General features: G+C 62.8%; 22 protein-coding genes and 1 riboswitch. Of the genes, 4 read left to right on the top strand and 18 right to left on the bottom strand.

Translation table 11 applies throughout. The features are described from left to right. Positions 1–11 precede the first annotated feature (11 nt). The 12 genes from U4Y90_RS25640 to U4Y90_RS25585 form a co-directional block, all read right to left on the bottom strand. Positions 12–1,430 carry a UDP-glucose/GDP-mannose dehydrogenase family protein gene (locus U4Y90_RS25640; RefSeq protein ID WP_321798783.1) on the bottom strand — a complete coding sequence of 473 codons (1,419 nt, stop codon included), beginning with the start codon at positions 1,428–1,430 and terminating at the stop codon, positions 12–14. Between the two features lie 651 nt (positions 1,431–2,081). Then, positions 2,082–3,182 carry a TraB/GumN family protein gene (locus U4Y90_RS25635; protein ID WP_321798781.1) on the bottom strand — a complete coding sequence of 367 codons (1,101 nt, stop codon included), beginning with the start codon at positions 3,180–3,182 and terminating at the stop codon, positions 2,082–2,084. A 44-nt stretch (positions 3,183–3,226) separates the two neighbouring features. Continuing rightward, the gene (locus U4Y90_RS25630; RefSeq protein WP_321798779.1) at positions 3,227–4,231 is read right to left on the bottom strand and encodes a peptide ABC transporter ATP-binding protein; all 1,005 of its coding nucleotides are present in this window, start codon (positions 4,229–4,231) and stop codon (positions 3,227–3,229) included. Continuing rightward, positions 4,228–5,220, bottom strand: coding sequence for an ABC transporter ATP-binding protein (locus tag U4Y90_RS25625; RefSeq protein ID WP_321798778.1), 993 nt, complete (start codon positions 5,218–5,220; stop codon positions 4,228–4,230). The genes U4Y90_RS25630 and U4Y90_RS25625 overlap by 4 nt, the downstream gene beginning before the upstream one ends. A gap of 1 nt (position 5,221) precedes the next feature. Then, a complete protein-coding gene (locus U4Y90_RS25620; RefSeq protein ID WP_321798776.1) occupies positions 5,222–6,139 on the bottom strand; it encodes an ABC transporter permease subunit in 918 nt (305 codons plus the stop codon). A gap of 13 nt (positions 6,140–6,152) precedes the next feature. Continuing rightward, positions 6,153–7,163: an ABC transporter permease subunit gene (locus U4Y90_RS25615; RefSeq protein WP_321798775.1), complete on the bottom strand. Its 1,011-nt coding sequence runs from the start codon at positions 7,161–7,163 to the stop codon at positions 6,153–6,155. A gap of 125 nt (positions 7,164–7,288) precedes the next feature. Then, complete coding sequence (locus U4Y90_RS25610; protein ID WP_321798773.1) at positions 7,289–8,920, bottom strand: ABC transporter substrate-binding protein; 1,632 nt, start codon at positions 8,918–8,920, stop codon at positions 7,289–7,291. 322 nt (positions 8,921–9,242) lie between these two features. Beyond that, positions 9,243–10,082, bottom strand: a complete 840-nt coding sequence (metF, locus tag U4Y90_RS25605) for a methylenetetrahydrofolate reductase [NAD(P)H] (RefSeq protein ID WP_321798772.1) — start codon at positions 10,080–10,082, stop codon at positions 9,243–9,245. A gap of 38 nt (positions 10,083–10,120) precedes the next feature. Then, positions 10,121–10,474, bottom strand: coding sequence for a phage holin family protein (locus tag U4Y90_RS25600; RefSeq protein WP_106853794.1), 354 nt, complete (start codon positions 10,472–10,474; stop codon positions 10,121–10,123). A 79-nt stretch (positions 10,475–10,553) separates the two neighbouring features. Beyond that, entirely contained in the window at positions 10,554–11,975 is a 1,422-nt protein-coding gene (ahcY, locus tag U4Y90_RS25595) for an adenosylhomocysteinase (RefSeq protein ID WP_321798770.1), read from the bottom strand. Positions 11,976–12,007: 32 nt separating this feature from the next. Next, a riboswitch (S-adenosyl-L-homocysteine riboswitch) is annotated at positions 12,008–12,144 on the bottom strand. Between the two features lie 77 nt (positions 12,145–12,221). After that, positions 12,222–12,944 (bottom strand): LrgB family protein, encoded by a 723-nt coding sequence (locus U4Y90_RS25590; protein ID WP_321798769.1) that lies wholly within the window; start codon positions 12,942–12,944, stop codon positions 12,222–12,224. A 10-nt stretch (positions 12,945–12,954) separates the two neighbouring features. Beyond that, positions 12,955–13,398, bottom strand: a complete 444-nt coding sequence (locus U4Y90_RS25585) for a CidA/LrgA family protein (RefSeq protein ID WP_321798768.1) — start codon at positions 13,396–13,398, stop codon at positions 12,955–12,957. A 130-nt stretch (positions 13,399–13,528) separates the two neighbouring features. Between U4Y90_RS25585 and U4Y90_RS25580 the strand changes: the two genes are divergently transcribed. Then, complete coding sequence (locus tag U4Y90_RS25580) at positions 13,529–14,473, top strand: LysR family transcriptional regulator (RefSeq protein ID WP_321798767.1); 945 nt, start codon at positions 13,529–13,531, stop codon at positions 14,471–14,473. Positions 14,474–14,559: 86 nt separating this feature from the next. On the opposite strand, the gene U4Y90_RS25575 is transcribed toward U4Y90_RS25580, so the two are convergent. Then, entirely contained in the window at positions 14,560–16,218 is a 1,659-nt protein-coding gene (locus U4Y90_RS25575) for an OmpA family protein (RefSeq protein WP_321798765.1), read from the bottom strand. Between the two features lie 320 nt (positions 16,219–16,538). Between U4Y90_RS25575 and U4Y90_RS25570 the strand changes: the two genes are divergently transcribed. From U4Y90_RS25570 to U4Y90_RS25560, 3 genes are all read left to right on the top strand, one after another. Further along, positions 16,539–18,236, top strand: coding sequence for an isovaleryl-CoA dehydrogenase (locus tag U4Y90_RS25570; RefSeq protein ID WP_321798763.1), 1,698 nt, complete (start codon positions 16,539–16,541; stop codon positions 18,234–18,236). A 151-nt stretch (positions 18,237–18,387) separates the two neighbouring features. Beyond that, positions 18,388–20,784: a hypothetical protein gene (locus U4Y90_RS25565; protein WP_321798762.1), complete on the top strand. Its 2,397-nt coding sequence runs from the start codon at positions 18,388–18,390 to the stop codon at positions 20,782–20,784. Further along, the gene (locus U4Y90_RS25560; protein ID WP_321798761.1) at positions 20,784–21,383 is read left to right on the top strand and encodes a hypothetical protein; all 600 of its coding nucleotides are present in this window, start codon (positions 20,784–20,786) and stop codon (positions 21,381–21,383) included. The genes U4Y90_RS25565 and U4Y90_RS25560 overlap by 1 nt, the downstream gene beginning before the upstream one ends. A gap of 189 nt (positions 21,384–21,572) precedes the next feature. Here the strand turns inward: U4Y90_RS25560 and U4Y90_RS25555 are convergent, their stop codons facing one another. The 5 genes from U4Y90_RS25555 to fliE form a co-directional block, all read right to left on the bottom strand. Further along, on the bottom strand, positions 21,573–21,887 hold the full coding sequence (locus tag U4Y90_RS25555; RefSeq protein WP_321798759.1) for an EscU/YscU/HrcU family type III secretion system export apparatus switch protein: 315 nt from the start codon (positions 21,885–21,887) through the stop codon (positions 21,573–21,575). Further along, positions 21,884–23,188 carry a flagellar hook-length control protein FliK gene (locus U4Y90_RS25550; RefSeq protein ID WP_321798757.1) on the bottom strand — a complete coding sequence of 435 codons (1,305 nt, stop codon included), beginning with the start codon at positions 23,186–23,188 and terminating at the stop codon, positions 21,884–21,886. Before U4Y90_RS25550 ends, U4Y90_RS25555 begins: the two co-directional genes overlap by 4 nt. 55 nt (positions 23,189–23,243) lie before the next feature. Beyond that, complete coding sequence (locus U4Y90_RS25545) at positions 23,244–23,573, bottom strand: flagellar protein FliT (RefSeq protein ID WP_321798755.1); 330 nt, start codon at positions 23,571–23,573, stop codon at positions 23,244–23,246. A 29-nt stretch (positions 23,574–23,602) separates the two neighbouring features. After that, positions 23,603–24,022: a flagellar export chaperone FliS gene (gene fliS / locus U4Y90_RS25540; RefSeq protein WP_321798754.1), complete on the bottom strand. Its 420-nt coding sequence runs from the start codon at positions 24,020–24,022 to the stop codon at positions 23,603–23,605. 241 nt (positions 24,023–24,263) lie between these two features. Beyond that, positions 24,264–24,632, bottom strand: coding sequence for a flagellar hook-basal body complex protein FliE (fliE, locus tag U4Y90_RS25535; protein WP_321798752.1), 369 nt, complete (start codon positions 24,630–24,632; stop codon positions 24,264–24,266). Positions 24,633–24,701 lie beyond the last annotated feature (69 nt).

Genomic DNA, 24,701 nt, shown 5'->3' with positions numbered 1-24,701 from the left:
GCCGCCTTGGCTCATTGAATCCCGATGCGAGCCGTTTCGTGTCCGATGTCCTGCGCTTTGGCCGGATGAATGGCCGGACGCCCCATGCAGTAGTACTCGAAGCCAGCGCCCGCCAAGGCGTCTGATTCGTAGAGGTTGCGGCCGTCGAAGATCAAGGGGGTTTTCAGCAGCTTGTGGAGATGCTGGAAGTTCGGCATCTTGAATTCCTTCCACTCGGTGACGACAACCAGAGCATCGGCGCCCATTGCCGCTTCGTCGGCGCTATCAGCCAGCTCGAAGCGCGACAATTGCTCCGGATCCGATTGCATGTCCGAGGCCATTGCCTTGCCGGCTTCTTCCATCGCCACCGGGTCGTAAGCTTTTACGCGCGCCCCTCGAGCGAGAAGATTCGCGATGATTGCCCGGCTCGGCGCTTCCCTCATGTCATCGGTGTTCGGCTTGAAGGCGAGTCCCCAGACTGCGAATACGAGATCATCCAACCGCTCACCCAACCGGCTCGTGATCTTGTGCGTGAAAATATCGCTCTGTTGACGGTTGACTTCCTGTACTGCGTTCAAGATCCGCATCGGCGCACCGAATTCGGCGCCGATGCGCGCAAGCGCCTGAACGTCCTTCGGAAAACACGAGCCGCCATATCCGACACCCGAATAGAGGAAGTCGTACCCAATGCGTGGATCCGAACCCATGCCGCGGCGAACCGATTCGATGTCGGCGCCGACGCGCTCGGCCAGGTTCGCCAGCTCGTTCATGAACGATATGCGCGCTGCCAGCATTGAGTTGGCCGCGTATTTCGTGAATTCCGCTGAGCGAACGTCCATGTACATCGTACGTTCGTGGTTTCGATTGAAGGGCTTGTAGAGCGTGGCCATTTGCTCGCGCCCGAATTGGCCCGCTTCGTCGTCGGCGTGACCAATCACGATGCGATCCGGACGCATGAAGTCCTGAATCGCGGCGCCTTCCTTTAGAAACTCCGGATTCGACACGACGGTGAATCCGTACGGCACGCCGCGACTTGCCAACTCGCGCTGCACGCTTTCCGAGACACGAACGGCAGTGCCGACCGGAACGGTCGATTTGTTGACAATGACTTTGAATTCCCGCATGTGCGATGCGATGCCGCGTGCCGCGGCCAAAACATAGCCCACGTCCGCTGATCCGTCTTCGCCGGGCGGGGTTCCGACTGCGATGAACAAAATGGAGCCATGCATGACTCCGGCGGACATGTCAGTCGAAAACCAGAGGCGCCCGGCGTCCCGATTGCGATCGATCAATTCTTTCAGGCCGGGTTCATGAATCGGAACCCCACCACTATTGAGAATCGCTATTTTTGCCTCGTCGATGTCAATACAGGCGACCTCATTACCGATCTCAGCCAGGCAGGCGCCAGTAACCAGACCGACGTAGCCAGTGCCAATTATCGTGATCTTCATACTCAATTACCGATTCAATTTATTTCGCGGATTCGTGACCGTAACAATGGGCGGCTGGGTCCGCTTATGCGCTCCTGATTTCAAGCACATGAGGTCAGGTTCGCTCTTCCGGTCCCCACCGTCTGAGGTACCGGATCGATAGGCGACCTGGAGTGTTGGTCCAACGTGTTGTGTCGCTCTGACGTGGACGGCTTTGGACACTGCCGTCGTGCGAGCCTTGACTGCGTTCCTGTACGCAACGGCAGCAACGATCTTAATCTGGTGATTGCTCGTTGTGTGTCGGAATAACCTGCAAAATATCGCCAGGTCGGACCCGGCGAGCAGCGCGACTCTGTCGATACTGATTCAACAGGCAGCCGTTTAGGGGACTGCCGAACGAGTTCAAAATATCGGAAGCAGCAACTCTCAAATTAAGAGAGATAATATGCAGTATTTTTTCGATATTCGTTGTCAATATTTGTATATCGGCAGCGAATATTATATGTGGAAATTGGTGGTGACTCGCGCATTACGCAGATTTCGGCAATTTTAGGATTTTTATTATTTGATTTGCCGAATAATATCGCCGCCTTCTGGACTCATTGATTACCTCAGGCGCATCGCAATCATGGCGATCCAGCCGTCGTGGAAGGGGCGTTCGAGTCTGAGGCGCTAGCTCGCCTCCACCGCAAAACCTCTCTTCCTCAAAAGCTCCAGCACCCCCCTCGGCCCGCCGAGATGCAACGCCCCGATCGCCACGAACACCGGTTTATCCGGCGCAGCCAGCGCGACCATCCTCGCGACGAACCGCCGGTTGCGCTCATAAACCACGCGATTGTCGACCTGGGCCGCGAGCGTCTTGTTCCTCGCCAGCTTGCTCGACTTCGCATCGTCCCAGGCCTTCAACGCATCCGCATCGCCGATGCGCCACAGCCTGTGCAGCTCCTTCACGTCCACGACGTTCTCCGCCGGCGTCTGCACCAGATCCTGCGCGAGCATCTCGCGCTGCTGCGCCGACGTGAGCCGCGTGAATGTCGAGATCTGCTCGTTCAACGTCTCCAGCCCGACGATCTTCCCGCGCGCCCTCAGATACACATTCTGCAACTGTGCCTCGGTCCCGTACTCGCTTTGAAACCCCGCCTTCAACGTGTCGTAGGTTTCGATCAGCATCGAGGCGAGCCACGGACGCGTGTGCCGCAATTCCTTCAGCGCGTCCGGGTTGCCGCGCATGCGCATCTCGACCTTCTTCCACATCGAGTCCGGCAAATAGTCGAGCAGACACTCGCTGCGGCACATGCCGTAACGGTTCACATCGTCCTGGGAGAGCAGGAGTTCGTCGGGTGAAATTTCGAGCGCCAGTGTCGGCGATGCGTCGAGCGCGGCGAGTATCGGTTTGCGAAACGGTTGCTCGGCCGGATAGTCGCTCGCGAAACCCACGTGGAGCGTGCCGAGCACATAGATGGTCGTCGTGCCCTTGGTCGCGACATAGAACGGCATGCGCGGCGGCTGCGCGCGCACCGGGCCGCTCGCGGTCGTGCCGTCCGAGCGATCCGCGCGCGGTGGCGCAGCCGGACTGGCGGGCGTGGCAGGCGCGGCGGCCGAGCCGGCATCGCCCGCGGCCTGCGGCGTGCGCGAACCAACTACCGCGAAGCCCGGCGATGAAACCGAAACGCCCGCCGTAAACAGCACGAACGACAGCACGAGGGCTGTCGTTTTGGCGAACGCCGCGCGCAGAAGGCGCGGCTTGTCGAATGAATCCGGCACGACCGACATCTTAAAACATTCGCGTGACGCGCCGCGCACGGGCCCGGCGAGATTCAGACTTCGCCTTCGCCGACCTCCTCGGCGCGATGGCACGACACCTGACGTCCATCGACCGCGCGCAGTTTCGGCTCTTCCACGCGGCATCGCTCGATCGCATACGGGCAGCGCTGATGGAACGTGCAGCCCGATGGCGGATTGAGCGGCGACGGCATCTCGCCCTGCAGCTTGATCTTGATGCGCCGGTCTTCCTCGAAGATCGCGGGCGTCGCGGACATCAGCGCGCGCGTGTACGGATGACGCGGCTTCGCGAAGATCGTCTTCTTGTCGCCGACCTCGGCGACGCCGCCGAAGTACATCACCATCACGTCGTCGGCGATATGCTCCACAACCGACAGGTTATGCGAAATGAACACGTAGCTCGTGCCGAATTGCGCCTGCAGATCCATGAACAGATTCAGGATCTGCGCCTGAATCGACACATCGAGCGCGGATACCGGCTCATCGGCGACGACGATCTGCGGATCGAGAATCATCGCCCGCGCGATCGCCACGCGCTGACGCTGGCCGCCGGAAAACATATGCGGATAGCGCGATGCGTGCTCGGGCCGCAGGCCGACGGTGCGCATCATCTTCGCGATGCGCTCGGCCCGCTCCGTCGACGACAGCGCCGTGTTGATCGCGAGCGGTTCGCCGAGCGTCTGCTCGACGGTCTTGCGCGGGTTCAGCGACGCGAACGGATTCTGAAACACCATCTGCACGCGCTGACGCAATTCGGCGATCTTCGCCTTGCTCGCGCCCGCGACGTCGTCGCCTTCGATCAGCAAGCGGCCCGACGTCGGCGCCTCGATCATCGTCAGCTGGCGCGCGAGCGTGGACTTGCCGCATCCCGATTCGCCGACGACCGCGAGCGTGCGCCCGCGCTTCAGCTCGAACGATACGCCGTTGAGCGCCTTCACCGTGCCGTGCTTGAACGCGCTGCGCTTCACGTCGTAATGCTTCGTGAGCTGATCGGCGGCGAGCACGATGTCCTGATTCGATTCCTTCGGTACGGCGTTCATCGCGCGCCTCCTTCCACCACTACGTCGATGTTCAACGGCTTGATGCATCGCGCGCGCACGGCCGGATCGTTCTTGTCGAGCTGATAGAGACTCGGCCGGCCCTTGCGGCAGTCGTCGACGACATACTTGCAGCGCGGCGCGAAGAGGCATCCGGTAGGCCGGTCGTCCTTGCCCGGCACCATGCCCGGCAACGCGGCGAGACGCTCCGCGCCGCGGCTATGCTCGGGAATCGCGGCGAGCAGCGCTTCCGTGTATGGATGATGCGGCTCGCTGAAGATCGTCGGCACATGATTCGTCTCGATGATCTCGCCCGCGTACATCACCGCGACGCGCTGCGCCACTTCGGACACCACGGCCAGATCGTGCGAAATCAGCACGAGCGCCATGCCGCGCTCCTTCTGCAGGCGCACGAGCAATTCCATGATCTGCGCCTGGATCGTCACGTCGAGCGCGGTGGTCGGCTCGTCGGCGATCAGCAGCTTCGGATTGCACGCGACCGCCATCGCGATCATCACGCGCTGGTTCATGCCGCCCGACATCTGATGCGGAAACGCGTTGATACGGCTTTTCGCGTCCGGAATGCCGACCTGATCGAGCAGTTCGAGCGCGCGCCGGTCGAGCGCGTCGCCGCGCAGGCCTTCGTGCAGCTTCAGCACTTCCTTGATCTGATAGCCGACGGTATAGCTCGGGTTCAGGCTCGTCAGCGCGTCCTGGAACACCATCGCGATGTCCTTGCCGATGATCCTGCGGCGCGCGCGCGCCGACGCCTTCAGCAAGTCCTTGCCGTCGAACGTGACCTGATCGGCGGTGACCTTGCCGGGTGCGTCGATGAGGCCCATCAGCGCCATCATCGTGACGCTCTTGCCGGAGCCGGATTCGCCGACGACGCCGACCACTTCGCCGGGCTTCACGGAAAGATCGATGCGATCGACGGCCTGCGTGCCGCCGAAAGTCACCTGCAAATTACGGATAGTCAGAAGATCGTTCATGTCAGCCCATCCGTTTGAGTTTCGGATCGAGCGCATCGCGCAGACCGTCGCCGAGCAGGTTGATGACGAGCACGGAAATCAGGATGGACAGACCCGGCATCGTCACGATCCACCATGCGCTTTCGATGTAATCGCGCGCCGATGCCAGCATCGCGCCCCACTCCGCCGCCGGCGGTTGCACGCCGAGGCCGAGAAAGCCGAGCGCGGCGGCATCGAGAATCGCGGACGAGAAACCGAGCGTCGCCTGCACGATCAGCGGCGCGGCGCAGTTCGGCAACACTTGCGAGAACATCAGCCGCACGGTGCCCGCGCCCGCGACGCGCGATGCCGTCACGTATTCCTTCTGCAACTCGCCGAGTGCCGATGCGCGCGTCAGGCGCACATATCCCGGCAGCGCGACGATCGCAATCGCGAGCATCGTATTGACGAGCCCCGGCCCGATGATCGCGACGACCGCCACCGCGAGCAGCAGCGACGGCAATGCGAGCAGCACGTCCATCACGCGCATGATCGGCGTATCGAGCCAGTTGAAGAACGCGGCCATCAGACCGAGCACGACGCCCGGAATCAAGGCGAGAATCACCGACACGAAGCCGATCCAGAACGACAGCCGCGCGCCGTACATCAGCCGCGAGAGGATGTCGCGGCCGGCTTCGTCGGTGCCGAGCAGGAACATGCGGTTGCCGCCTTCGAGCCACGCGGGCGGAATTTTCACGTGATCGCGGTATTGCTCGATCGGACTGTGCGGCGCGATCAGCGGCGCGGTGAGCGCGACGAGAATCAAAAGCAGAACGATCACGCCCGCGACGACAGCGCCGCGATTGCGCGAGAAGTTCGCCCAGAATTCGCGCGCCGCGACCATGCGGCCGGAAGGCGGCGTAAGCGCGCCCGGAGGGAGATTGTTTTGAACGTCAGCCATAACTTGTGTTTCCTCAGCGAGTATGGCGAATGCGCGGATTCAACACGCCGTAGAGCAGATCGACGACCAGATTCACGACGATCACGAGCGTCGCGATCATCAGAATGCCGCCTTGCACGACCGGATAGTCGCGACGCGAAATGGCATCGATGAGCCATTTGCCGACGCCCGGCCACGAGAACAGCGTCTCGGTCAGCACCGCGCCCGCGAGCAGCGTGCCGACCTGCAGACCGATCACGGTCACCACGGGAATCAACGCATTGCGCAGCGCGTGAACCACCACGACGCGCAGCGGCGACAAACCCTTCGCGCGCGCCGTGCGGATATAGTCCTCGCGCAGCACTTCGAGCATCGACGAACGCGTCATGCGCGCGACGACCGCAAGCGGAATCGTGCCGAGCACGATGGTCGGCAGAATCAGATGCGAGAGCGCCGACGTGAACGCGCCCTCATCGGTCGAGAAGAGCGAATCGATCAGCATGAAGCCGGTGACGTGCGGAATGTCGTATTCCACCGCGATGCGCCCCGACACCGGCGTCCAGCCGAGCTTTGCCGAGAAGAACATGATGAGGATCAAGCCCCACCAGAAGATCGGCATCGAGTAGCCGGTGAGCGCGGTGCCCATCACGCCGTGATCGACGACGGTGCCGCGCTTGAGCGCCGCCGCGACGCCCGCCGGCAGTCCGACGGCGAGCGCGAAGATCATCGCGCAGATGGACAGCTCGACGGTCGCCGGAAAGCGCGCGAGGAACTCGCCCATCACGCTCGTGTTCGTGATGATCGACGTGCCGAGATCGCCTTTCAGCGCGTGCCCGACGTAAGTGAGATATTGCAGCGGAAGCGGCTGGTCGAGGCCGAGGCGCTTCATGGCTTCGGCGTGCATCGCCGGGTCCACGCCGCGTTCGCCCATCATCACTTCGATGGGGTCGCCAGGAATCAGGTGAATCAGCGCGAACGCGAGAATCGTAATGCCGATGAACGTCGGTATCACCATTCCTATGCGTCGCAAAACGAATCGGAACATGATCGCCCTTTTCGGTATTGGGAGGACTGAAAACGCGTCCGGCGGCCGGGATCGTTGTCGACCCGCGCCGCCGGACCTTTTCGATTAGTTATGGTTTAGTGCAAAAAGCGTTCCGCAGCAAAACCTTATTGCAGGCCGACGCCATCGAAGCGCGCGTAGCCGAGCGGCTCGATCTTCATGTTCGTCACCTTCTTGCTGACGGGCTGATAGACCGTCGAGTGCGCGATCGGAGAGAACGGCAGCTGCTGCGCGAAAATCTGCTGCGCGTCCGTGTACGCCTTCGTGCGCGCGGCGACATCGGTGGTCGAACGGCCCTTCACGACGAGCTCGTCGAACGGCTTGTAGCACCACTTCGAGAAGTTGCTGCCCTTCACCGCATCGCAGCCGAGCAGCGTGCCGAGCCAGTTGTCGGGATCGCCGTTGTCGCCGGTCCAGCCGATCAGGAGCGCATCGTGTTCGCCCGCGTGCGCGCGCTTCAGATACTCGCCCCACTCGTACGACACGATGTTCGCCTTCACGCCGATCTTCGCCCAGTCGGCCTGGATCATTTCCGCCATCAGGCGCGCGTTCGGGTTGTACGCGCGCTGCACCGGCATCGCCCACAGCGTGATCTCGAAGCCGTTCGGGAAGCCCGCCTTCGTGAGCAGCGCCTTCGCCTTCGCGGTGTCGTACGTCTGGCCTTTCAGGTTCTTGTCATAGGACCATTGCGTCGGCGGCATCGGTGCGGTGGCCGGCTGGCCCGCGCCCTGATACACGGAATCGATGATCGCCTTCTTGTTGATCGCCATGTCGAGCGCGCGGCGCACGTCGGTGTTGTCGAGGCCCTTCTTCGTCACGTTGTACGCGACATAGCCTTCGTTGAAGCCCGCCTGCGAAGGCGTATCGATGTTCGACGCCGACTTCAGCGCCGCGATATCGCCCGGACGCGGATAGCTCATCACCTGGCATTCGTTGTTCTTCAGCTTCTGCACGCGCACGGCGGCGTCCGGCGTGATCGAGAAGATCAGCTTCGAGATCTGCACCGCGTTCGGCTTCCAGTAATCCGGATTGCCGTCGAAGCGGATGGTCGCGTCCTTCGTGTAGCTGCGGAAGATGAACGGGCCCGTGCCGACCGGCTGCTGATTGATGTCCGCCGCCTTGCCGTCCTTCAGGAGCTTGTCCGTGTATTCCGCCGACAGGATCGACGCGTATTCCATCGCCATGTTCTGGATGAACGGCGCGCTCACTTCCTTCAGCGTGAACTTCACGGTGTACGGATCCACCTTCTCGATCTTCGAGATCAGCTTGTCCATGCCGAGGTCCGTGAAGTACGGAAACTGCACGTTGTACGCCTTGCGGAACGGATTGTTCGGATCGAGCATGCGGTTGAACGTGAAGATCACGTCGTCCGCGTTGAATTCGCGCGTCGGCTTGAAGAACGAAGTCGTCTGGAACTTCACGCCGTGACGCAGATGGAACGTGTAGGTGAGACCGTCCGGCGACACATCCCACTTTTCGGCGAGACCCGGCTCGACCTTCGTGCCGCCGCGCTCGAACTCGACGAGACGGTTATAGACCGTGAAGGTGTTCGCTGTGAAGTCGGTACCGGTGGTGTACTGGGCCGGATCGAAGCCGGCCGGGCTGCCTTCCGAGCAGTAGACGAGCGTCTTGTTCGGGATGGCGGCGTTCGCCGCGGTTGCCGCAAAGAGCGATGCCGTGGCCACGGCGCCCGCGAGCGCCGACATGCGGACGGCTCGCAACAGGCTGTTTTTGTTCATGTTTCCTCCAGGTCGAAGCCGGCTTCTGGCCGGCGTAGCGCGAGTGTACTCGATCGCGTCGCCCCGTTTTTCGAGGCGCACGTGCGAAGTCGGGCGCTACCCTAGCACGAACAAAAGTGACATGCGTAGTTGGTTTTCCCCAGTAGAGTTTGTCGGCAAAGGCACTTCGATAAGGGTAGGTTATCGGCCATGCACGGAGGTGATGGATTGGACGACGAAATATTGCGCCCGATGACGTAAGCCGGCGCAAAAAGGCGAGAAACGAAGGGGAAGAAGAAAGAACCGCGCGGCGAGCGCCGCGCGGGTGAAACATTGATGCAGGTCAGACGCTTTTGAAGCCCAGACGCTCGCAAACCGTCTTCGAGGCCCACGCGCCGTTGAGCGTGTAGAAGTGCAGCCCCGGCGCGCCGTCGTCGATGAGGCGGCGGCACAGGCCCGTCACCACGTCGACGCCGAATGCGCGGATCGACTCGCGATCGTCACCGAAGCTTTCCAGCCGGCGCGCGATCCACTTCGGCACTTCTGCGCCGCACATGTCGGAGAAGCGCATCAGTTGCGTGAAGTTCGTGATCGGCATGATGCCCGGCACGATCGGGACGTCGACGCCGAGCTTGCGCGCTTCCTCGACAAACTTGAAGTACGAGTCGGCGTTGAAGAAGTACTGCGTGATCGCGGAATTCGCGCCCGCCTTCACCTTGCGCGCGAAGTTTTCGAGATCGGCGCGCGGCGACTTCGACTGCGGATGGAACTCCGGATACGCGGCCACTTCGATGTTGAACCAGTCGCCGTGCTCTTGGCGAATGAACGCCACGAGCTCGGACGCATAGCGCAACTCGCCGACTTCGCCCATGCCCGAAGGCAGGTCGCCGCGCAGCGCCACGATATGGCGAATGCCATGCTCGCGATACTGCGAGAGAATCGCGCGCAGACTCTCCTTCGACGAGCCGATGCACGAAAGATGCGGCGCGGCTTCGAAGCCTTCCGAGGCCATTTCGAGCACGGTGTCGAGCGTGCCTTGCTGCGTCGAGCCACCCGCGCCGAAGGTCACGGAGACGAACTTCGGCGAAAGCGTCTTCAGCTCGGCGCGGGAAGCGCGCAGCTTGTCGACGCCTTCCTTCGTCTTCGGCGGAAAAAACTCGAATGAAAGTTCGATCGGTTTCATGATGTTTTATGACGGACGGCAGCGCCCGCACTCCAACGTCAACCGAAATTGCGATTCCCGAAAATCAGCGCCGACAGCAGCCACGACACGATGCTGTACAGAATCGAGCCGAAGAACGCGGACCAGAAGCCCGATACTTCGAAGCCCTTCAACAGCGACGAGCACAGCCAGAAACACAGCGCATTCACGACGAGTATGAAAAGCCCGAGCGTGACGATCGTCACCGGCAGCGTGAGGATGATGAGGACGGGGCGGATGATCGCGTTGATGAGACCCAACACCACCGCGATGATGAGCGCCGTGCCGAAACTGCGAATGTGAATCGACGGCACGAGGTAGGTGATGATCAGCAGCGCGAGCGCGTTGATCAGCCAGGTCAGCAGCACGGTCATCGAGGAATCTCCGGTTGATGCATTGAAACGCGCGGGCGTGGTTCTCACGCCCGCGCAAGGTACTGCCACCGCCTTGCGATTAATAGCGGTAGTGGTTCGGCTTGAACGGGCCGTTCTTGTCGACGCCGATGTAGCCGGCCTGCTCGTCCGACAGCACGGTCAGCTCCGCGCCGATGCGGCCGAGGTGCAGGCGCGCGACCTTCTCGTCGAGATGCTTCGGCAGCACGTAGACCTTGTTCTCGTACTTCTTGCCTTGGCAGAACAGTTCGATCTGCGCGAGCGTCTGGTTCGTGAACGAGTTCGACATCACGAACGACGGATGGCCCGTCGCGCAGCCGAGATTGACGAGACGGCCTTCAGCCAGAATGATGATCTTCTTGCCGTCCGGGAACACGATGTGATCGACTTGCGGCTTGATGTTGTCCCACGTGTACTGGCGCGTCGACGCGATATCGATTTCCGAATCGAAGTGGCCGATGTTGCAGACGATCGCGTTGTTGCGCATCGCCTTCATGTGATCGTGATTGATGACGTGGTAGTTGCCCGTCGCGGTCACGAAGATGTCGGCCTTGTCGGCGGCGTATTCCATCGTCACGACGCGGTAGCCCTCCATCGCCGCTTGCAGCGCGCAGATCGGATCGATTTCCGTGACCCACACCGTCGCGCCCAGACCGCGCAGCGATTGCGCGCAGCCCTTGCCCACGTCGCCGTAACCCGCGACGACCGCGATCTTGCCCGCGATCATCACGTCGGTCGCGCGCTTGATGCCGTCGACGAGCGACTCGCGGCAGCCGTACAGGTTGTCGAACTTCGACTTCGTGACCGAATCGTTGACGTTGATGGCCGGGAAGGGCAGGCGGCCTTCCTTCTCCATCTGATACAGGCGGTGCACGCCCGTGGTCGTTTCTTCCGTCACGCCCTGGATGTGCGAAAGGCGCGTGGAGTACCACGTCGGATCGGCGTCGAGATGCTTGCCGATGGACTTGTACAGCGCGACTTCTTCCTCGTTCGTCGGCTTGCCGATGACCGAGCGGTCCTTCTCCGCCTTCGCGCCGAGGATGAGCAGGAGCGTCGCGTCGCCGCCGTCATCGAGAATCATGTTGGCGAACTCGCCGTTCGGCCATTCGAAGATGCGGTGCGAGAATTCCCAGTATTCGTCGAGCGATTCGCCCTTGAATGCGAACACCGGCGTGCCGCCCGCCGCGATCGCGGCGGCTGCGTGATCCTGCGTCGAGAAGATGTTGCACGATGCCCAGCGCACGTCCGCGCCCAGCGCCGTGAGCGTCTCGATCAAGACGCCCGTCTGGATCGTCATGTGCAGCGAACCGGCGATGCGCGCGCCCTTCAGCGGCTGCTGCGCCTTGTACTCTTCGCGCGTCTGGATGAGACCCGGCATTTCCGTTTCGGCGATGTCGAGTTCCTTGCGGCCCCATGCGGCGAGCGACATGTCGGCGACGATGTAATCGTTGGAATCTTTGGAATCGAGAACTGCGGCGTTCATCACGCCCTCCTTTTCTAAAAAGACTAGAAATGTTGACGTGAGCGCCGTTCGATGCGGTGGCTCAGCGGGCGCCTTGATTGCATGGCGCTTTCGAACCGTCCGGATTGAAGGCCTCCGAGCCTGGCGAGCAAATGTTCAATGATTGCCCGTCGCAACGCTCCTCGGAGGCGAGCGTCGATTGTAGCAAAGTCTCGTGTGGCGAACGGGATTTCGAGACGCGGATATGGGCTTTCGCGCGGGCCGCGATCAGAACGGCAGAGCCGACAGGAGCGGCGCGAGCAGCACCATCGCGACCCCGGCGATCATCATCGTGAGACTCGCGACGACGCCCTCTTCGCTCCCCAGTTCGCGCGCCTTCGCCGTACCGACGCCATGGGCCGCGGCGCCGAACAGCGCGCCGCGCGCGAGCCGTGTGCGCAACGGCACGAGCGCCAGCACGATCTCCCCGAAGAGCATGCCGCAGACGCCCGTCGCGATCACGAAGAGCGCGGTCAGGTCCTTCGGCGCGTGAATCCTGTCGGAGACGGCGAGCGCGAAAGGCGTGGAGACCGAACGCGTCGCGAGACTGCGCTGCAATTCCGGCGAAAGATGCAGCAGCTTCGCGAGCGCGAGCGAGCCGCCGACCGCCACCAGAATGCCGACCGTCACGCCGACGGTGAGCGAAATCCAGTGCCGCTTGATGAGTTCGCGGTACTCGTAGATCGGGACTGCGAACGCGACCGTCGCCGGGCCGAGCAGCCACATGAGCCAGCGCGTGTCGGTGTAATAGACCGAGTACGGAATGCGCGCCGCCACGACGATGATCGCCAGCACCGCCGGCACGGCCAGAAGCGGCGTGAGCCAGGGCCGTCTGAAGCGCGCATAGAGGCGCTTGGCCGCGAAATACAGCGCGACGGTCAGCACGAAGCAACCCGCCGCGATCAGGCGCGCGGCGTCGTCTTCGAGCAAGGAGGCGAAAAAGTGATTCATGTCCGCTCGCTCAGGCGCGGGCCGCATGACGAGCGACTAGCACGCGGCGCAGCGCGAGACGGCGTTCGAGGCGCGCCGCACGGTCGACGGCGAACGCGACGGCCACCATCACCATCAACGTTCCGCCGACGACCACGAGCGCGAGCCGCCAGCCGTCTTCCATGAGGAGGCCGCCGTACTGAACCGCCGCGACGGCCGCCGGAATGAAGAACAGCAACATGTCGGAGAGCAGCCAGTCCGCGCCCGCCTTGACCCAGCGGGGCGCGATGCCGCCGCAGAACAGGAGCGCGAGCAGCGCGACGAGGCCGATCACGCCGCCCGGCACCGGCAGCGCCAGTTTGCGCGCGACGAAATCCGCCACGACCCAGATCCCCGCGAGCGCGGCGGACTGCACCGCGGTGCGCAGGAAGCGGGCGAAGGCGGACGGCGTATTGGTCGAAAGGGCGGCGGACATGGCGGGCTCTTGTGCGGTGAAAACAATCGATTAGGGTTATCCCGTAGTCGAAGTATATGGGCGCCCCTTGCATAATAAAAATGACTTAATCTTATCAAAATCATTCCAAACTGGAATTCGGGAGCCGACGATGGAATTGCGCGCCTTGCGGTACTTCATCGAAGTGGTCAAGCAGAAGAGCTTCACTGCTGCGGCCGAGCACATGTTCGTGACCCAGCCGACCATCAGCAAAATGGTGAAGGCGCTGGAGGATGAGGTCGGCTCGCCGCTGCTTTTGCGCGAGGGCCGGCAGATGGTGCTGACGGATGCGGGGCAGATCGTCTATCAGCGTGGCGTCGAGGTGCTGGCTGCGCACGCGCGCCTGGAAGCCGAACTGAACGATCTCGGCACATTCGGGCGCGGCACGCTGACGATCGGTATTCCGCCGATGGGCGGATCGCTGTTCACGCCCGCCATCGCCACGTTTCGACGCCGCTATCCGAAAGTCGAGCTCAAGCTGTTCGAGCGCGGCTCGAAGGCGATCGAGGCCGCGCTGATCGACGGCGAGCTGGAACTGGGCGGCGTATTGCAGCCCGTCGACACGGAGATGTTCGACATTCTGCCGGTCAGCCGGCAGATTCTGTGGCTCGTCGCGCCCAAGGGCTCGCGCTGGGACGATGCCCGCGAGGTCGCGCTCACCGATCTCGCGGCCGAGCCGTTCGTGTTCTACGGCGAGAGCCTCGCGCTGAACGATGTCGTGCTCAGCGCGTGCCGCGAGGCGGGTTTCGCGCCGACGATCGTCGGCCGCAGCGGGCACTGGGACTTCATGGCGGCGCTCGTGCAGGCGGGCATCGGCATCGCGCTGCTGCCCGCGCCGTACTGCCGCCGCCTCGACGCCGCCGCGTTCACCTGCCGCCCGGTCGTGGCGCCGGAAATTCACTGGGACATGGCGCTCGGCTGGCGGCGCAACGGCTATCTGTCGCACGCGGCGCGCGCGTGGATCGAAGTCGCGCGGGAGATGCTGCCCGCCAATCTCGATCAGGATTTCATGGCCGATGGCTTCCCACGCGGGCGATCCGGCGCACCCGGAAACTGATTCGCCAGCGCCCCAAACGAAAAGCGCCGGTCCGCGATGAGCGGGCCGGCGCTTTTTTCACTACCGTTTCCGGACGTTTTCCGGGATCAGTTCAGTTCCTTGAACTCGATCCGGCGATTCGTCGCGCGACCTTCACGCGTAGCGTTGTCGCCGCGCGGGTAGGCATCGCCGAAGCCTTCTGCCGTCAGCGTATTCGCCGGCACGCCGTGCTGGATCAGATACGAGCGCACGGCCCGGGCTCGCTTTTCCGACAAGTGGAGATTCACCGCCGAATCGCCCGAACTATCCGTGAAGCCGCCGATTTGCAGCTTGATCGGCTGGCCGGCTGCATTGCAATCCTTCAACGCCTTCGCCGATTCGGCGAGTTCGTTCAGCGCCGCGCGCGGCAGCGCGTTCGACGCGAAGCCGAAGTTGATCGGACGCAGGTTCAGATTCTTCGCGACGTCCTTGGCGGCGCAGGTCGCCGCGGCGCGCGCATCGGAGGCAGCGAGGGTCTTTTCCGCAGCGCTCGTGTCGGTTGCGGCGATCGTCCAGCCGTCGCCGAAGAACGCCTTCAGCTTGTCCTTCCAGCCGAGCGCCGGATCGCCGGCGCGGCCGCTCAGGTCGATCTGGTCGCCGGCAACCCGCACTTGCGCGCCCGGCAGCGCCATGACCGGAAACAGGCCGTCGAGCTTGCCGATCCAGGCGGCCGGCTTCGTGTCCGGATCGACCGTGATGTCCGCCTTGAATTTGTCCGCGCCGAGCTTCGCTGCGAGCGCGTCGATCAACTGGCGGCGCTCCTGCTCGCTGTTGACCGTGGCGGTCAGCGTGGGCGTGCCGGATGCATCGACGGCGAAGGACATCGTCGCGTCCTTGGTCGGCTGCACGGCGGTGGCCGACGACTGATCGACGGCTGCCGCAGCCGTTGTTGCGTTGGCGTGCGCGTCGGAAGCCGCGTCCGGCTTCGCAGCTGGCGCCGTATCGTCCGGCTTCTCCGTCGAGCAACCGCGCCCGAGCAGAATCGCGAGCAGGGCGAGCGCGGCGGCGAGCGCGATCCACCACCACTTCTTCTTCCCGGCGTTCTCCTTCACCGGCTGTTCGGGCGCGGCAGCGGGCACTTCCTGCGGCTGCGAGAACGCCACGGCTTCGTGCGTCGCCGGATGGTCGAGATGTGCCGACACGGCCTTCAGCCGCGACGCGACACCGGCGAGAAACGCGCCGACCGAACCGAGGCCGAGCGCGCTGGCGAACGCGTCTGTCATGTTTGCGCGCACGACCGGCAACTGATGGCCGAGCAGTGTCGGAAGCTGGCCGGGATTGCCGTTGTGCTGCGAGAGATAGCGCTTGAGCACGCCGAAAAGCGTCGCGCCGACGACGCCTGCGAGCGTGCGCGTGGCGCCGACCGCCACGCCCGTGTATTCGGCGACGCGTTCGGCGAGCACGTCGAGGCTGTCGCGCGATGCGATCGCCGCATCAGCCTTTGCGCTGGAATCGACGAGCGTTTTGAAACCGTCGTCCTGCACGACGAAATGGGGCAGTTCTTCCGCGATCAGCGCGTTCGTTCCCGGCGACATGATCGCCGCGAACAGATTGCGCGCGCCTTCGAGCGACGACGCCTTGTTCATCATCGCGCCGATGAGCGCCGGTCCGTACAGCGACACCACGCGCTTGGCGGATTCCGGCGCGCAGCCAATGCGCCCGGCGATGTGCTGCAACACGCTCTCTGTCAAAGCGCCCTGGACAAGTTGATTGAGGTTGATGCTCATTGGTGATTACTTCCGTGAAAGGCGTTACTGCATCCGCCGGAATTAGGCGAGCCGATTATAGGTTCGGGCTCCTGTGCGTCGTCGGCGTCGGCCTAACAATCGGATTTCTCTCAGATGGCCGCGCTCCACGCGCGCGCGTTGTAAGCGCATGCGCAAACCTGAGAAGAACGAAGCCTCTTCACGTCCGGCGAATGCGCAGCCTATGATTCTTGAATTCGAGATGGCGTTCGATTGGCCGAATCGCACCGCGTCCACTGTTGCGCCCGCCCGACAGTGACGATTCACCGCGCCGCCGATCCGCGCATGCAAGGAGACAGAGGATGTCCGATCCTGCCGATCGCCCGTTCGGGCAGACACACGACGTTACGAATCAGGCGTCGCCGCTCGTCGGTTATGACGCTTTCGCATTCGATCGGGCGCTCGTCGCCGCCGTCGAGCGCGAAGGCGCGCAATGGCATGGCGAGGCGCTGTCGCGCGACGGGATGGCGCTGACGCAGCCGGACGCCGTCGCGCTCGCGGATCTCGCCAACCGGCACGAGCCGGAACTCGCGACGCATAGTCCGCGCGGCGAGCGCATCGATGCCGTGGAGTTTCATCCGGCCTGGCACGAGCTGCTGCTGCGTCTGCGGCACGCAGGACTGCACGCGATGCCGTTCGAGCCGTCCGCGCGCGCCGGGTCGATGGCCGCGCGCTGTGCCGGCTACTATCTGCACGGCCAGCTCGAATCGGGCTCGCTGTGTCCGGTCACGATGACCTTTGCGAGCATTCCGGTTCTGCGCAACGAACCGGACCTGTTCGCGCGGATCGCCCGTCCGCTGCTCGCGCGCGAGCACGATCCGCGCGACATTCCGCTGGAAGCCGGCAAGCATTCGATGATGGTCGGCATGGGCATGACCGAAAAGCAGGGCGGCTCCGACGTGCGCAGCAACCGCACGCGCGCGTACGCGCTCGGTGCGCCGGGACGCGGCGGCGCTTATCGGCTGGTCGGTCACAAATGGTTCTTCTCCGCGCCGCAATGCGACGCGCATCTCGTGCTCGCCCGCACCGCCGACGATGGCGGCCTGTCGTGCTTCTACGTGCCGCGTTTCGCGCCGGACGGCCGCAAGAACGCGGTCCAGGTCCAGCGCCTGAAAGACAAGCTCGGCAACCGCTCGAACGCGAGCAGCGAAGTGGAATTCCTCGATGCCTACGGCGTGATGATCGGCGACGAGGGGCGCGGCGTTCCGACCATCATCGAGATGGCGAACTTCACGCGGCTCGATTGCGTGATCGGCAGCGCGGCGCTGATGCGCGCGGCGCTCGTGCAGGCGATCCACCACGCGCGGCATCGCAGCGCGTTCGGCGCGCATCTGGTCGATCAACCGCTGATGCGCAACGTGCTCGCCGATCTCGCGCTTGAATCCGAAGCGGCAACGGTTCTGTTCATGCGGCTCGCGGGCGCGTTCGAGCAGAGCGCCGCGCCGGGCGGAGCGCTCGCCGAGCGTGCGTGGCGGCGCATCGTGACGCCGGCCGCGAAGTTCTGGGTGTGCAAGCGCGCGCTCGAATTCACCGGCGAGGCGATGGAGGTCTGGGGCGGCAACGGTTACGTCGAGACCGGGCCGATGGCGCGCTTCTATCGGGAAGCGCCGGTCAATTCGATCTGGGAAGGTTCGGGCAACGTGATGTGTCTCGACGTGCTGCGCGCGTTCGAGCGCGAGCAGGACGCCGCGCATGCGCTTATCGACGACTGGAAGACGACGGCCGCCGGGCATCCGGTGCTGGCGGGCGCGTTGTCGTCGTTGCTGGCGATCCTGACGGGCGACCCATCGGCGCGGGAAGCGTCGGCGCGGCGCATCGCACAGCAATTGGTCCTGTGCGCGCAAGGCGTGCTGCTGGCGCGGTATGCGCCGCAGGATGTCGCCGATGCGTTCATCGAATCCCGTCTCGGCGATGCGCGCGGTGAAACCGGCCGCGTGTATGGGACGCTGCCCGCGCGTTTCGATCACGCGAGGATCGTGACGCGGGCGTTTGGGGCGTAGCAGCGCTGCTCGTTATTTGTTTCAGCGCGGGCCAGTCCACGAAAAGTCTGAATTCGACCAGCCGGTCATTTCAAGCTATTTACCTCTGCACCGGTCGGAATGAGAATCGCACGATCGCCACGTCGCGGACGCGGCATCACATGCGTCGACCATGATCATCAGCCCGCCGTTCCTGCCCGTCGAAGGACTCAACACGCCCACCCAAAAATGGAAGACCGATCCGATGATGGACGCGGTCGACGGATATGAGCTGCTTCACAGTGGCGTCTTCCCCATCGCCTTCGATCGTCGCTGGCATTGCGGCATGCACCTCGTGCCGTACGGCGGACGCGGGCAGACAGAGCCGGTGCGCGCCATCGCGGACGGCGAAGTAGTCGCCTATCGTGTCGCGAAGAATGCGGTGGGCGACGGACAGAAGGCTGCAAATGGCAGCGAAGCACTGAACAGCAACATCGGCTTCGTTTTGCTCAAACACGTCACCGATACCGGAGAAGACCGGACGATCACGTTCTATTCGCTGTACATGCATTTGCTCGATACCGTCAGCTTGAACGAGTTGGCGCCGCAGCCCCTGATCACTCAGGCGCCGCCAGAGACTTCGCCCAACGCGCTGCCGGCGTGGCTGCTCGCCGACAGCGCTGGAGTTCAGGCAGGCGGCGGCAAGAAGGTGTATCGGAAAGATCAGTTGGGCTACGTCGGGAAGTATCAGGGTCATCGCCATCTGCACTTTGAAATCTTCATGGCGGAAGACGATTTCTCAGCATGGTTCGAGCAAGAGGGGCGAAGGACCGCCTTAGGACAAGGGCATCCCCGAACTCCGGGATCGAAGGACTATTGGGGGCACACGTATTTCGTCATTCCTGCCGGGTTAGCGTTCGTTAGCATGCCGCCGGGAAACACGGAATCGCCGTTTTTTCCCAGACTGGACGCAGGTGCGCTCGATCACAGCAGGACGCTATACGTCGAAGCTTTCTTCAGCCGCGGCGAACGGTTTATGCGTGCGTGGATCGACAACGGCGACGGAAGGCTCGTCTCTCTCACGCCTGAGCCAATTCAGGACAAATGCGCCGAATATGAATACAAGCTCTATGAGCGCGCGACCAGACTGTACGAAACGTGTCCGAGCGAAGGCTTCGAATTGCTGCGCTTCGGACGAATTCTGGGTACGGAGAACCCTCTTTTGGCCGCCGATGCGCGAGCGACATGGGTCGCAGTGCCGTTCGATCACGGCAAGACGGGTTACATCGACGTCAATCATGCATCCATTCAAAAGCTCTCGGACGCCGATTTTCCGTTCTTCAAGGACTGGCAGAAAATCGAGGACGGCAATACGCCCTTCGATCGGGACGGTCTATGCGGCTATGACGCGCTGTGCGAGATCACCGGTATTCCGGACGGACTCTCGTACATGCCGCCCGCATACAGTCACGACGAGCGAATTTCGGCCTTCGTGCAGCTTCACGCCGACGCGCGAACCAGGCTGAGGGGTTTCGTGTGCCATGCCCGCAGCGAATGGGATGCGAGCATCAATGAAGAACGCTTCCGAAACCTGAAAGAAGCAGACGGCTTCTTCGGCAAGCGACGAGAAGAGGATCCGCACGGCTATGAGAACTTCATCAAGTTCGCGAAGCAGTGTCAGTTCATGGAGCGCACCCCTTTCGGCGAAGGAAAAAGGTTTTGGTTCTTTCATCCACTGGCATTTATTCGGCATTTCAGAAAGTGTGGGTGGCTTAGTGAAAAGGAGATGCTACAACTCATTCCGCAATTTGTTATAAGGAAACCTGGCTCACACAACTCGACTCATCAAGGGGTTTGGGAGTCACCTAACCTGGCCTTTGCTTCCGCCCTACTACAACGTCACCGAGTGCATCTGAATTACGCGATGCGGAAGTTCAAAATTGACAGTCCGGTACGACAAGCGTGTTTCATGGGCAATGCGACTCAGGAAACCGGGTGGTTTCATTATCTTACGGAGGGAAATCGCGCAGATGACGCGATCGACCTGCATCAGGGTTGGTTCGGGCGTGGCTTTCTTCAGTTAACCAGTCCAAATGGCGACATGGGACAAGGCAATAACAATTACTACAAGTATTTCAGATTCCTTGGCAGACATCCGAATTTGCCTCCCGGTCCACAGGAGGTACATTGGCGAAACGAACTTGGCAGAGATGCTTTCCATGCGAGTCACAGCGCGGGCGCTTACTGGGTTTGGCCGGGAAAATCCGCGCCGACAACGCACAATCCGTCACGCCCGCAGGTCGATAGTGCTAATAGATATGCGGACATATCTGGCTCGAACGAAAGGAAAGAGATTCGAACTAGCGCTGGACTCAGGGTCTGGTACTACAACCAGTCCTTTGCGAATTGTGCTGCGGCGGTTAATTTTCCCGGAGCTACCGGGAAAAGCCCACCTGCTATGAACGGACTCGTGGATCGATCAATATCCTTTATCAATGCGATGCTTTTGTTGGCTGATGTCGTCTCCTTCAAAGGGCGGAGTGGAGAAAATAATTCGTGGCCAGAATACTTCGTAAAAAGAAAGATTTGATGAAGAATATTCTCGTCGCGCTCGCCGTAATTCTTGCTCCAAATCAGTTCGCCAATGCTCAAACAGCATGGCATGGGGAGCCACATTTAAATGTAGATCTTTCAATGCTTGAGAACCAATGCGGATACAAACTCGGTGAGAAGTTGTTGAGGCACGTCAAATCGTCTGCGTCACGGATTGAAAATCAAATCATGTCAGTGGTTATCTATCTTGATGTCGATCCGTTCCGGAGAGCGATCCATGCCAAGTTCTCATTTAGCTGTTTTATCGCTAGCACGACTGGATCTAGCCCCGATACAGCCCACAGGACAACCGCTCGCGCGGAGATTCAGGCCGAAGATTCGGGTGGCCGATACACCAGAACGATTGAATGGCAGAGAGAATTTCGGGGTATCGATTGGGTAGGTACCATCGCGTACGTAAATTCCATTTATGGTGACGGCGAGAAGCGAACCGTTCCGGATTTTTTTCTAATATGTCCGAACAAAGATGGAATGACTTGCTTCGCACTGGAGGTCGAGAAAACCACGCTTTCGAAGAAGGAGAGTGACTTGATACCCGGGGCGATTCGCGAAATTTCGATCCCGAGAAAGTTTTGATTTCGAGCGAGCGGAGCGCCGCGCACTGGTCGATCACTAGAAGATGACGGCTGACGCATCCGACGCCGTTAAGCCAGCATTTCGCAAAGCAACGCTGGCTGCGCTTCAATCGATGTCGAGGGAATGGTCGCTCGGAATGCTGGCCTCTCCCGGCCTTTTCGAAGTCCGCGATGGAGCATCGCCTTGAATTCAGCGAATCCCCCTCCCCGTTTCCCGCATCGGTTCCTCGTTCTCCAGCCGATACACCCACGACAGCAATTCCGCCACCGCCTGATACAACGCGGGCGGAATGTGCGCGTCGAGATCGACCTGCATCAGCAGCGACACCATCTCCGGCGATTCGTGAACGTACAGCCCCGCCTCCTTCGCGCGTTGCACGATCATTTCCGCGACCATCCCGTAGCCCTTGGCGACGACGCGCGGCGTTCCCTCGCGATTACCCGCATCGTAGGCGAGCGCGGTCGCCTGTCGGCGCGTGTACGGCGGCTGATCCTGCGCGCTCATGTCGTGCTCCCATCGCCCGTCGGGGGGCGGAACAGATGTTCGAGCGGCGAGCGCACCGGCTTTTTCGCCGCGCTCTGGTCGCCGGAAAGCGCGAGATCGGTCGAGCCGTCCATCGAGCGCACCGACAGCGACGCCAGCGTGATCCCCGCCGCTTCGAGCTGCCGCGCGAACGCGGCGCCGTCGGATGCGAGGCGGCGCGCGCCCGCGTCGCCGGCCTTGACGCGCGCGACGAGCTTTTCGCCCGCCAGCACGAGTTCGGCGTCCACTGTGCCGAGCGCTGGCAGCGACAGCGTGATGCGCGTACGCCACGCATGTTCGTCGGGGGGACCGTCGTCGGCGGTGCGCGGATCGCGCGTCTCGCGGGCGACTTCCCACTCGAAGCGCGTGCCGGGCCACGCCTCGCCCTGCCAGCGGAACTGCTGGTTCGCGAGCACGTCGAGTTGCTGGCGCACGACATTGAGCGTCGCCGGATGGATGCCCGCCGCGGCCGACGCCTGCAGCGCCGATTCATGCTGGCTCGGCTGCGCGGCCTGCGCGTTCGCAACGCCCGCCGCGTTGCCGTTTTGCGACATCGACAGCGCGGCCGGCGGCGCATCGCGCACCGACGCCGCGAGCGCGGCCGCTTGCTGCGGCGTGCGCGGCGTCGCGACCGGCGGATCGGGTGCGAACTGCGGCGCGCGGGCGTCGTCGAGGCCGGTGTCGCCGGGCGTAGGGGCGTGGGCGAAATCGAACGGCAGGGACATCGACCGCACGTCGGCGCGCGCCTGCGGCTCGTTGCCGAGCGACGCGGCGCTGCGCTGGCCGGCGAGCCATTGCACCAGATGCGATTCGTAGAAGAGTCCGCTTTCGTCGACGGTTTTTGCGAGCGCGCTCGCGAGCGCGGCGGCGGGCAGCGGCGGCAAGTTGTGCGTCGCGGCGCGCGCGGCCGCCACGGCGGCTGCGTTGGAAGAGAAAGCGGTATCGAAGAGACCCGTCGTGAGCGCGGCGAAGGCGCTTGCCGGGCGCGGCGGCGTCGGCCACAGCGGGGCGTCGCTCGTCAGCGCGGGCGTCGCGCCGCCGAAACGCGAAATCACGTCGAGCGTGCGCGCGACGCTGGAGAACGCGGTTTGCGCCGATGCCGCCGGCGTGGCCGCATCGGCAGTCGCGCGGATGATCTGCGCAAGGTCGGTCTGCGTCGTCTGCCCGACGCTCGCGCCGGTCACGCCGCCGCCGGCGACGCCGGCCGGCGCGCGGATCGCGGACAGAAGGAGCTCGGTGCGGCTGGCGAGCAACGATGCGATCGCGGTATCGAGTCCTGTCATGCCCGCATCCTTTTATGGCGCCCGCCGGGCCATACGGTCCCGGCGCGAACCGCGTCTAGCGCAGTCCGATCATTTTTTTCAGTACGCGCGCCGGGCTGTTGACCGTGAAGAGCGCGGACAGGCGCGCGAGGCTCGGCGATGTCAGATCGCGGATCGCGGCGTCGTCGGCGAGAATCTTCTTCACGAGGTCCAGCTTGCGGGCGCGGGCGTTTTCGTCGAGTTCGGAGCCCGAATCGACTTCCTTCAGCCGCTCGACCAGCTCGCGGTAGGTGCCTTGCAACGCCTTCAGCTCGCTCCATTCGCCGCCGCGCGCTGCCGCCAGCATCTGGCCGGAAACCGCCGCGATGGCTTCGTAGTGGGCGAAATATTCTTGTGTCGTCTTCATTCTTTCGAGGCAGTCGACGCGCATTCCCGTCAAACGGGCACCGCGGTCATTTGCGCCACTTCCGGTCCAATTCCGACCCAGGCATCCTCGAGCGTCGCGAGCAGGTTGTCGACTTCGACGAGCATCGTCTCGTCCTGCTTCAGATTCGCCTCGAGTAGCCGGCGCGTCATATACGTGTAAAGCGCGTCCAGCCGCTGCGCGATCTCGCCGCCCGCATCCTTGTTGAGCGCCTGCTGCAAACCGCTCTCGATGATGCTGATCGCCTTGCTGATCGCCGTGCCGCGCGCGCCCACATTGTTCTGCTGCATGTGCATGCGCGCCTGCGCGATCGCCTGGCGGGCGCCCTGGTACAGCATCACGATCAGCCGGTGCGGGCTCGCTCCCATCACCCCCGTCTGCACGCCCACGCGTGCGTAGGCGTTGGCTCCAGCGTGTCCTGGGGAATACATCTCTCGGTTCTCCTTATGCGATGCCGCAGCGTCCGCGGGTTTCTTGCGGACGCCATGCCGCTCGTCCTGGTCCGTGTGAGTCCGGTCAAGCCGGTGCAGGCGAGCAGGCCGCCCGCCGAAGCGAGCGAACCATCGTTCGCCGTGCCGTTACCGGGGTTATCGGAGAAACGCGGCAAAGCTTTAGGACTCAAGGCTCTGGAGCGATCGCACTATTGAGGGATGGATCGCGATAGCGGCTGCGTCAGACGGAGATCTGCATGATGTCGTTGTAAGCCGTCACGAGCTTGTTGCGCACCTGCAACCCGAACTGCAGGCCGACGTTCGCCTTCTGCATGTCGACCATCACGTCGTTGAGGGACACGTTCGGTGCGCCGATTTCGAAGGCGTGCGCCTCGCCGAGCGCCTTGGTCTGGTTGTCGCTGATCTTGTCGATGGACGATTTCAGCGCGTCGGCGAAGCTGCCTGCGCTCGCCGCGCCCGATGTCCCGCTCTGCCCCGTGACGGCGCCCGACGCGACGGCCGAGCTCGCGCCGGTCCCGCCTGCGGCTTGCGACGCCATCGACTGAATGGCCGAAAGAGCCGAGGAAAGCGGATTGATCGGAAAGTTCATGTTGACTCCGGATGACTGGAAATTGCCGGCGCCGCTCGTGGCGGAGACCTGACGCTCGGGCCGCGTTGG

This window comes from Caballeronia sp. J97, assembly GCF_905220305.1.
Taxonomy (GTDB): Bacteria; Pseudomonadota; Gammaproteobacteria; order Burkholderiales; family Burkholderiaceae; genus Caballeronia.
This window is presented reverse-complemented; position numbering and strand designations above follow the sequence as displayed.

Coding starts and splice junctions, on each gene's coding strand:
- U4Y90_RS25640 (WP_321798783.1), bottom strand. CDS start 1,430: ATGAAGATCACGATAATTGGCACTGGCTACGTCGGTCTGGTTACTGGC.
- U4Y90_RS25635 (WP_321798781.1), bottom strand. CDS start 3,182: ATGTCGGTCGTGCCGGATTCATTCGACAAGCCGCGCCTTCTGCGCGCG.
- U4Y90_RS25630 (WP_321798779.1), bottom strand. CDS start 4,231: ATGAACGCCGTACCGAAGGAATCGAATCAGGACATCGTGCTCGCCGCC.
- U4Y90_RS25625 (WP_321798778.1), bottom strand. CDS start 5,220: ATGAACGATCTTCTGACTATCCGTAATTTGCAGGTGACTTTCGGCGGC.
- U4Y90_RS25620 (WP_321798776.1), bottom strand. CDS start 6,139: ATGGCTGACGTTCAAAACAATCTCCCTCCGGGCGCGCTTACGCCGCCT.
- U4Y90_RS25615 (WP_321798775.1), bottom strand. CDS start 7,163: ATGTTCCGATTCGTTTTGCGACGCATAGGAATGGTGATACCGACGTTC.
- U4Y90_RS25610 (WP_321798773.1), bottom strand. CDS start 8,920: ATGAACAAAAACAGCCTGTTGCGAGCCGTCCGCATGTCGGCGCTCGCG.
- metF (WP_321798772.1), bottom strand. CDS start 10,082: ATGAAACCGATCGAACTTTCATTCGAGTTTTTTCCGCCGAAGACGAAG.
- U4Y90_RS25600 (WP_106853794.1), bottom strand. CDS start 10,474: ATGACCGTGCTGCTGACCTGGCTGATCAACGCGCTCGCGCTGCTGATC.
- ahcY (WP_321798770.1), bottom strand. CDS start 11,975: ATGAACGCCGCAGTTCTCGATTCCAAAGATTCCAACGATTACATCGTC.
- U4Y90_RS25590 (WP_321798769.1), bottom strand. CDS start 12,944: ATGAATCACTTTTTCGCCTCCTTGCTCGAAGACGACGCCGCGCGCCTG.
- U4Y90_RS25585 (WP_321798768.1), bottom strand. CDS start 13,398: ATGTCCGCCGCCCTTTCGACCAATACGCCGTCCGCCTTCGCCCGCTTC.
- U4Y90_RS25580 (WP_321798767.1), top strand. CDS start 13,529: ATGGAATTGCGCGCCTTGCGGTACTTCATCGAAGTGGTCAAGCAGAAG.
- U4Y90_RS25575 (WP_321798765.1), bottom strand. CDS start 16,218: ATGAGCATCAACCTCAATCAACTTGTCCAGGGCGCTTTGACAGAGAGC.
- U4Y90_RS25570 (WP_321798763.1), top strand. CDS start 16,539: ATGTCCGATCCTGCCGATCGCCCGTTCGGGCAGACACACGACGTTACG.
- U4Y90_RS25565 (WP_321798762.1), top strand. CDS start 18,388: ATGATCATCAGCCCGCCGTTCCTGCCCGTCGAAGGACTCAACACGCCC.
- U4Y90_RS25560 (WP_321798761.1), top strand. CDS start 20,784: ATGAAGAATATTCTCGTCGCGCTCGCCGTAATTCTTGCTCCAAATCAG.
- U4Y90_RS25555 (WP_321798759.1), bottom strand. CDS start 21,887: ATGAGCGCGCAGGATCAGCCGCCGTACACGCGCCGACAGGCGACCGCG.
- U4Y90_RS25550 (WP_321798757.1), bottom strand. CDS start 23,188: ATGACAGGACTCGATACCGCGATCGCATCGTTGCTCGCCAGCCGCACC.
- U4Y90_RS25545 (WP_321798755.1), bottom strand. CDS start 23,573: ATGAAGACGACACAAGAATATTTCGCCCACTACGAAGCCATCGCGGCG.
- fliS (WP_321798754.1), bottom strand. CDS start 24,022: ATGTATTCCCCAGGACACGCTGGAGCCAACGCCTACGCACGCGTGGGC.
- fliE (WP_321798752.1), bottom strand. CDS start 24,632: ATGAACTTTCCGATCAATCCGCTTTCCTCGGCTCTTTCGGCCATTCAG.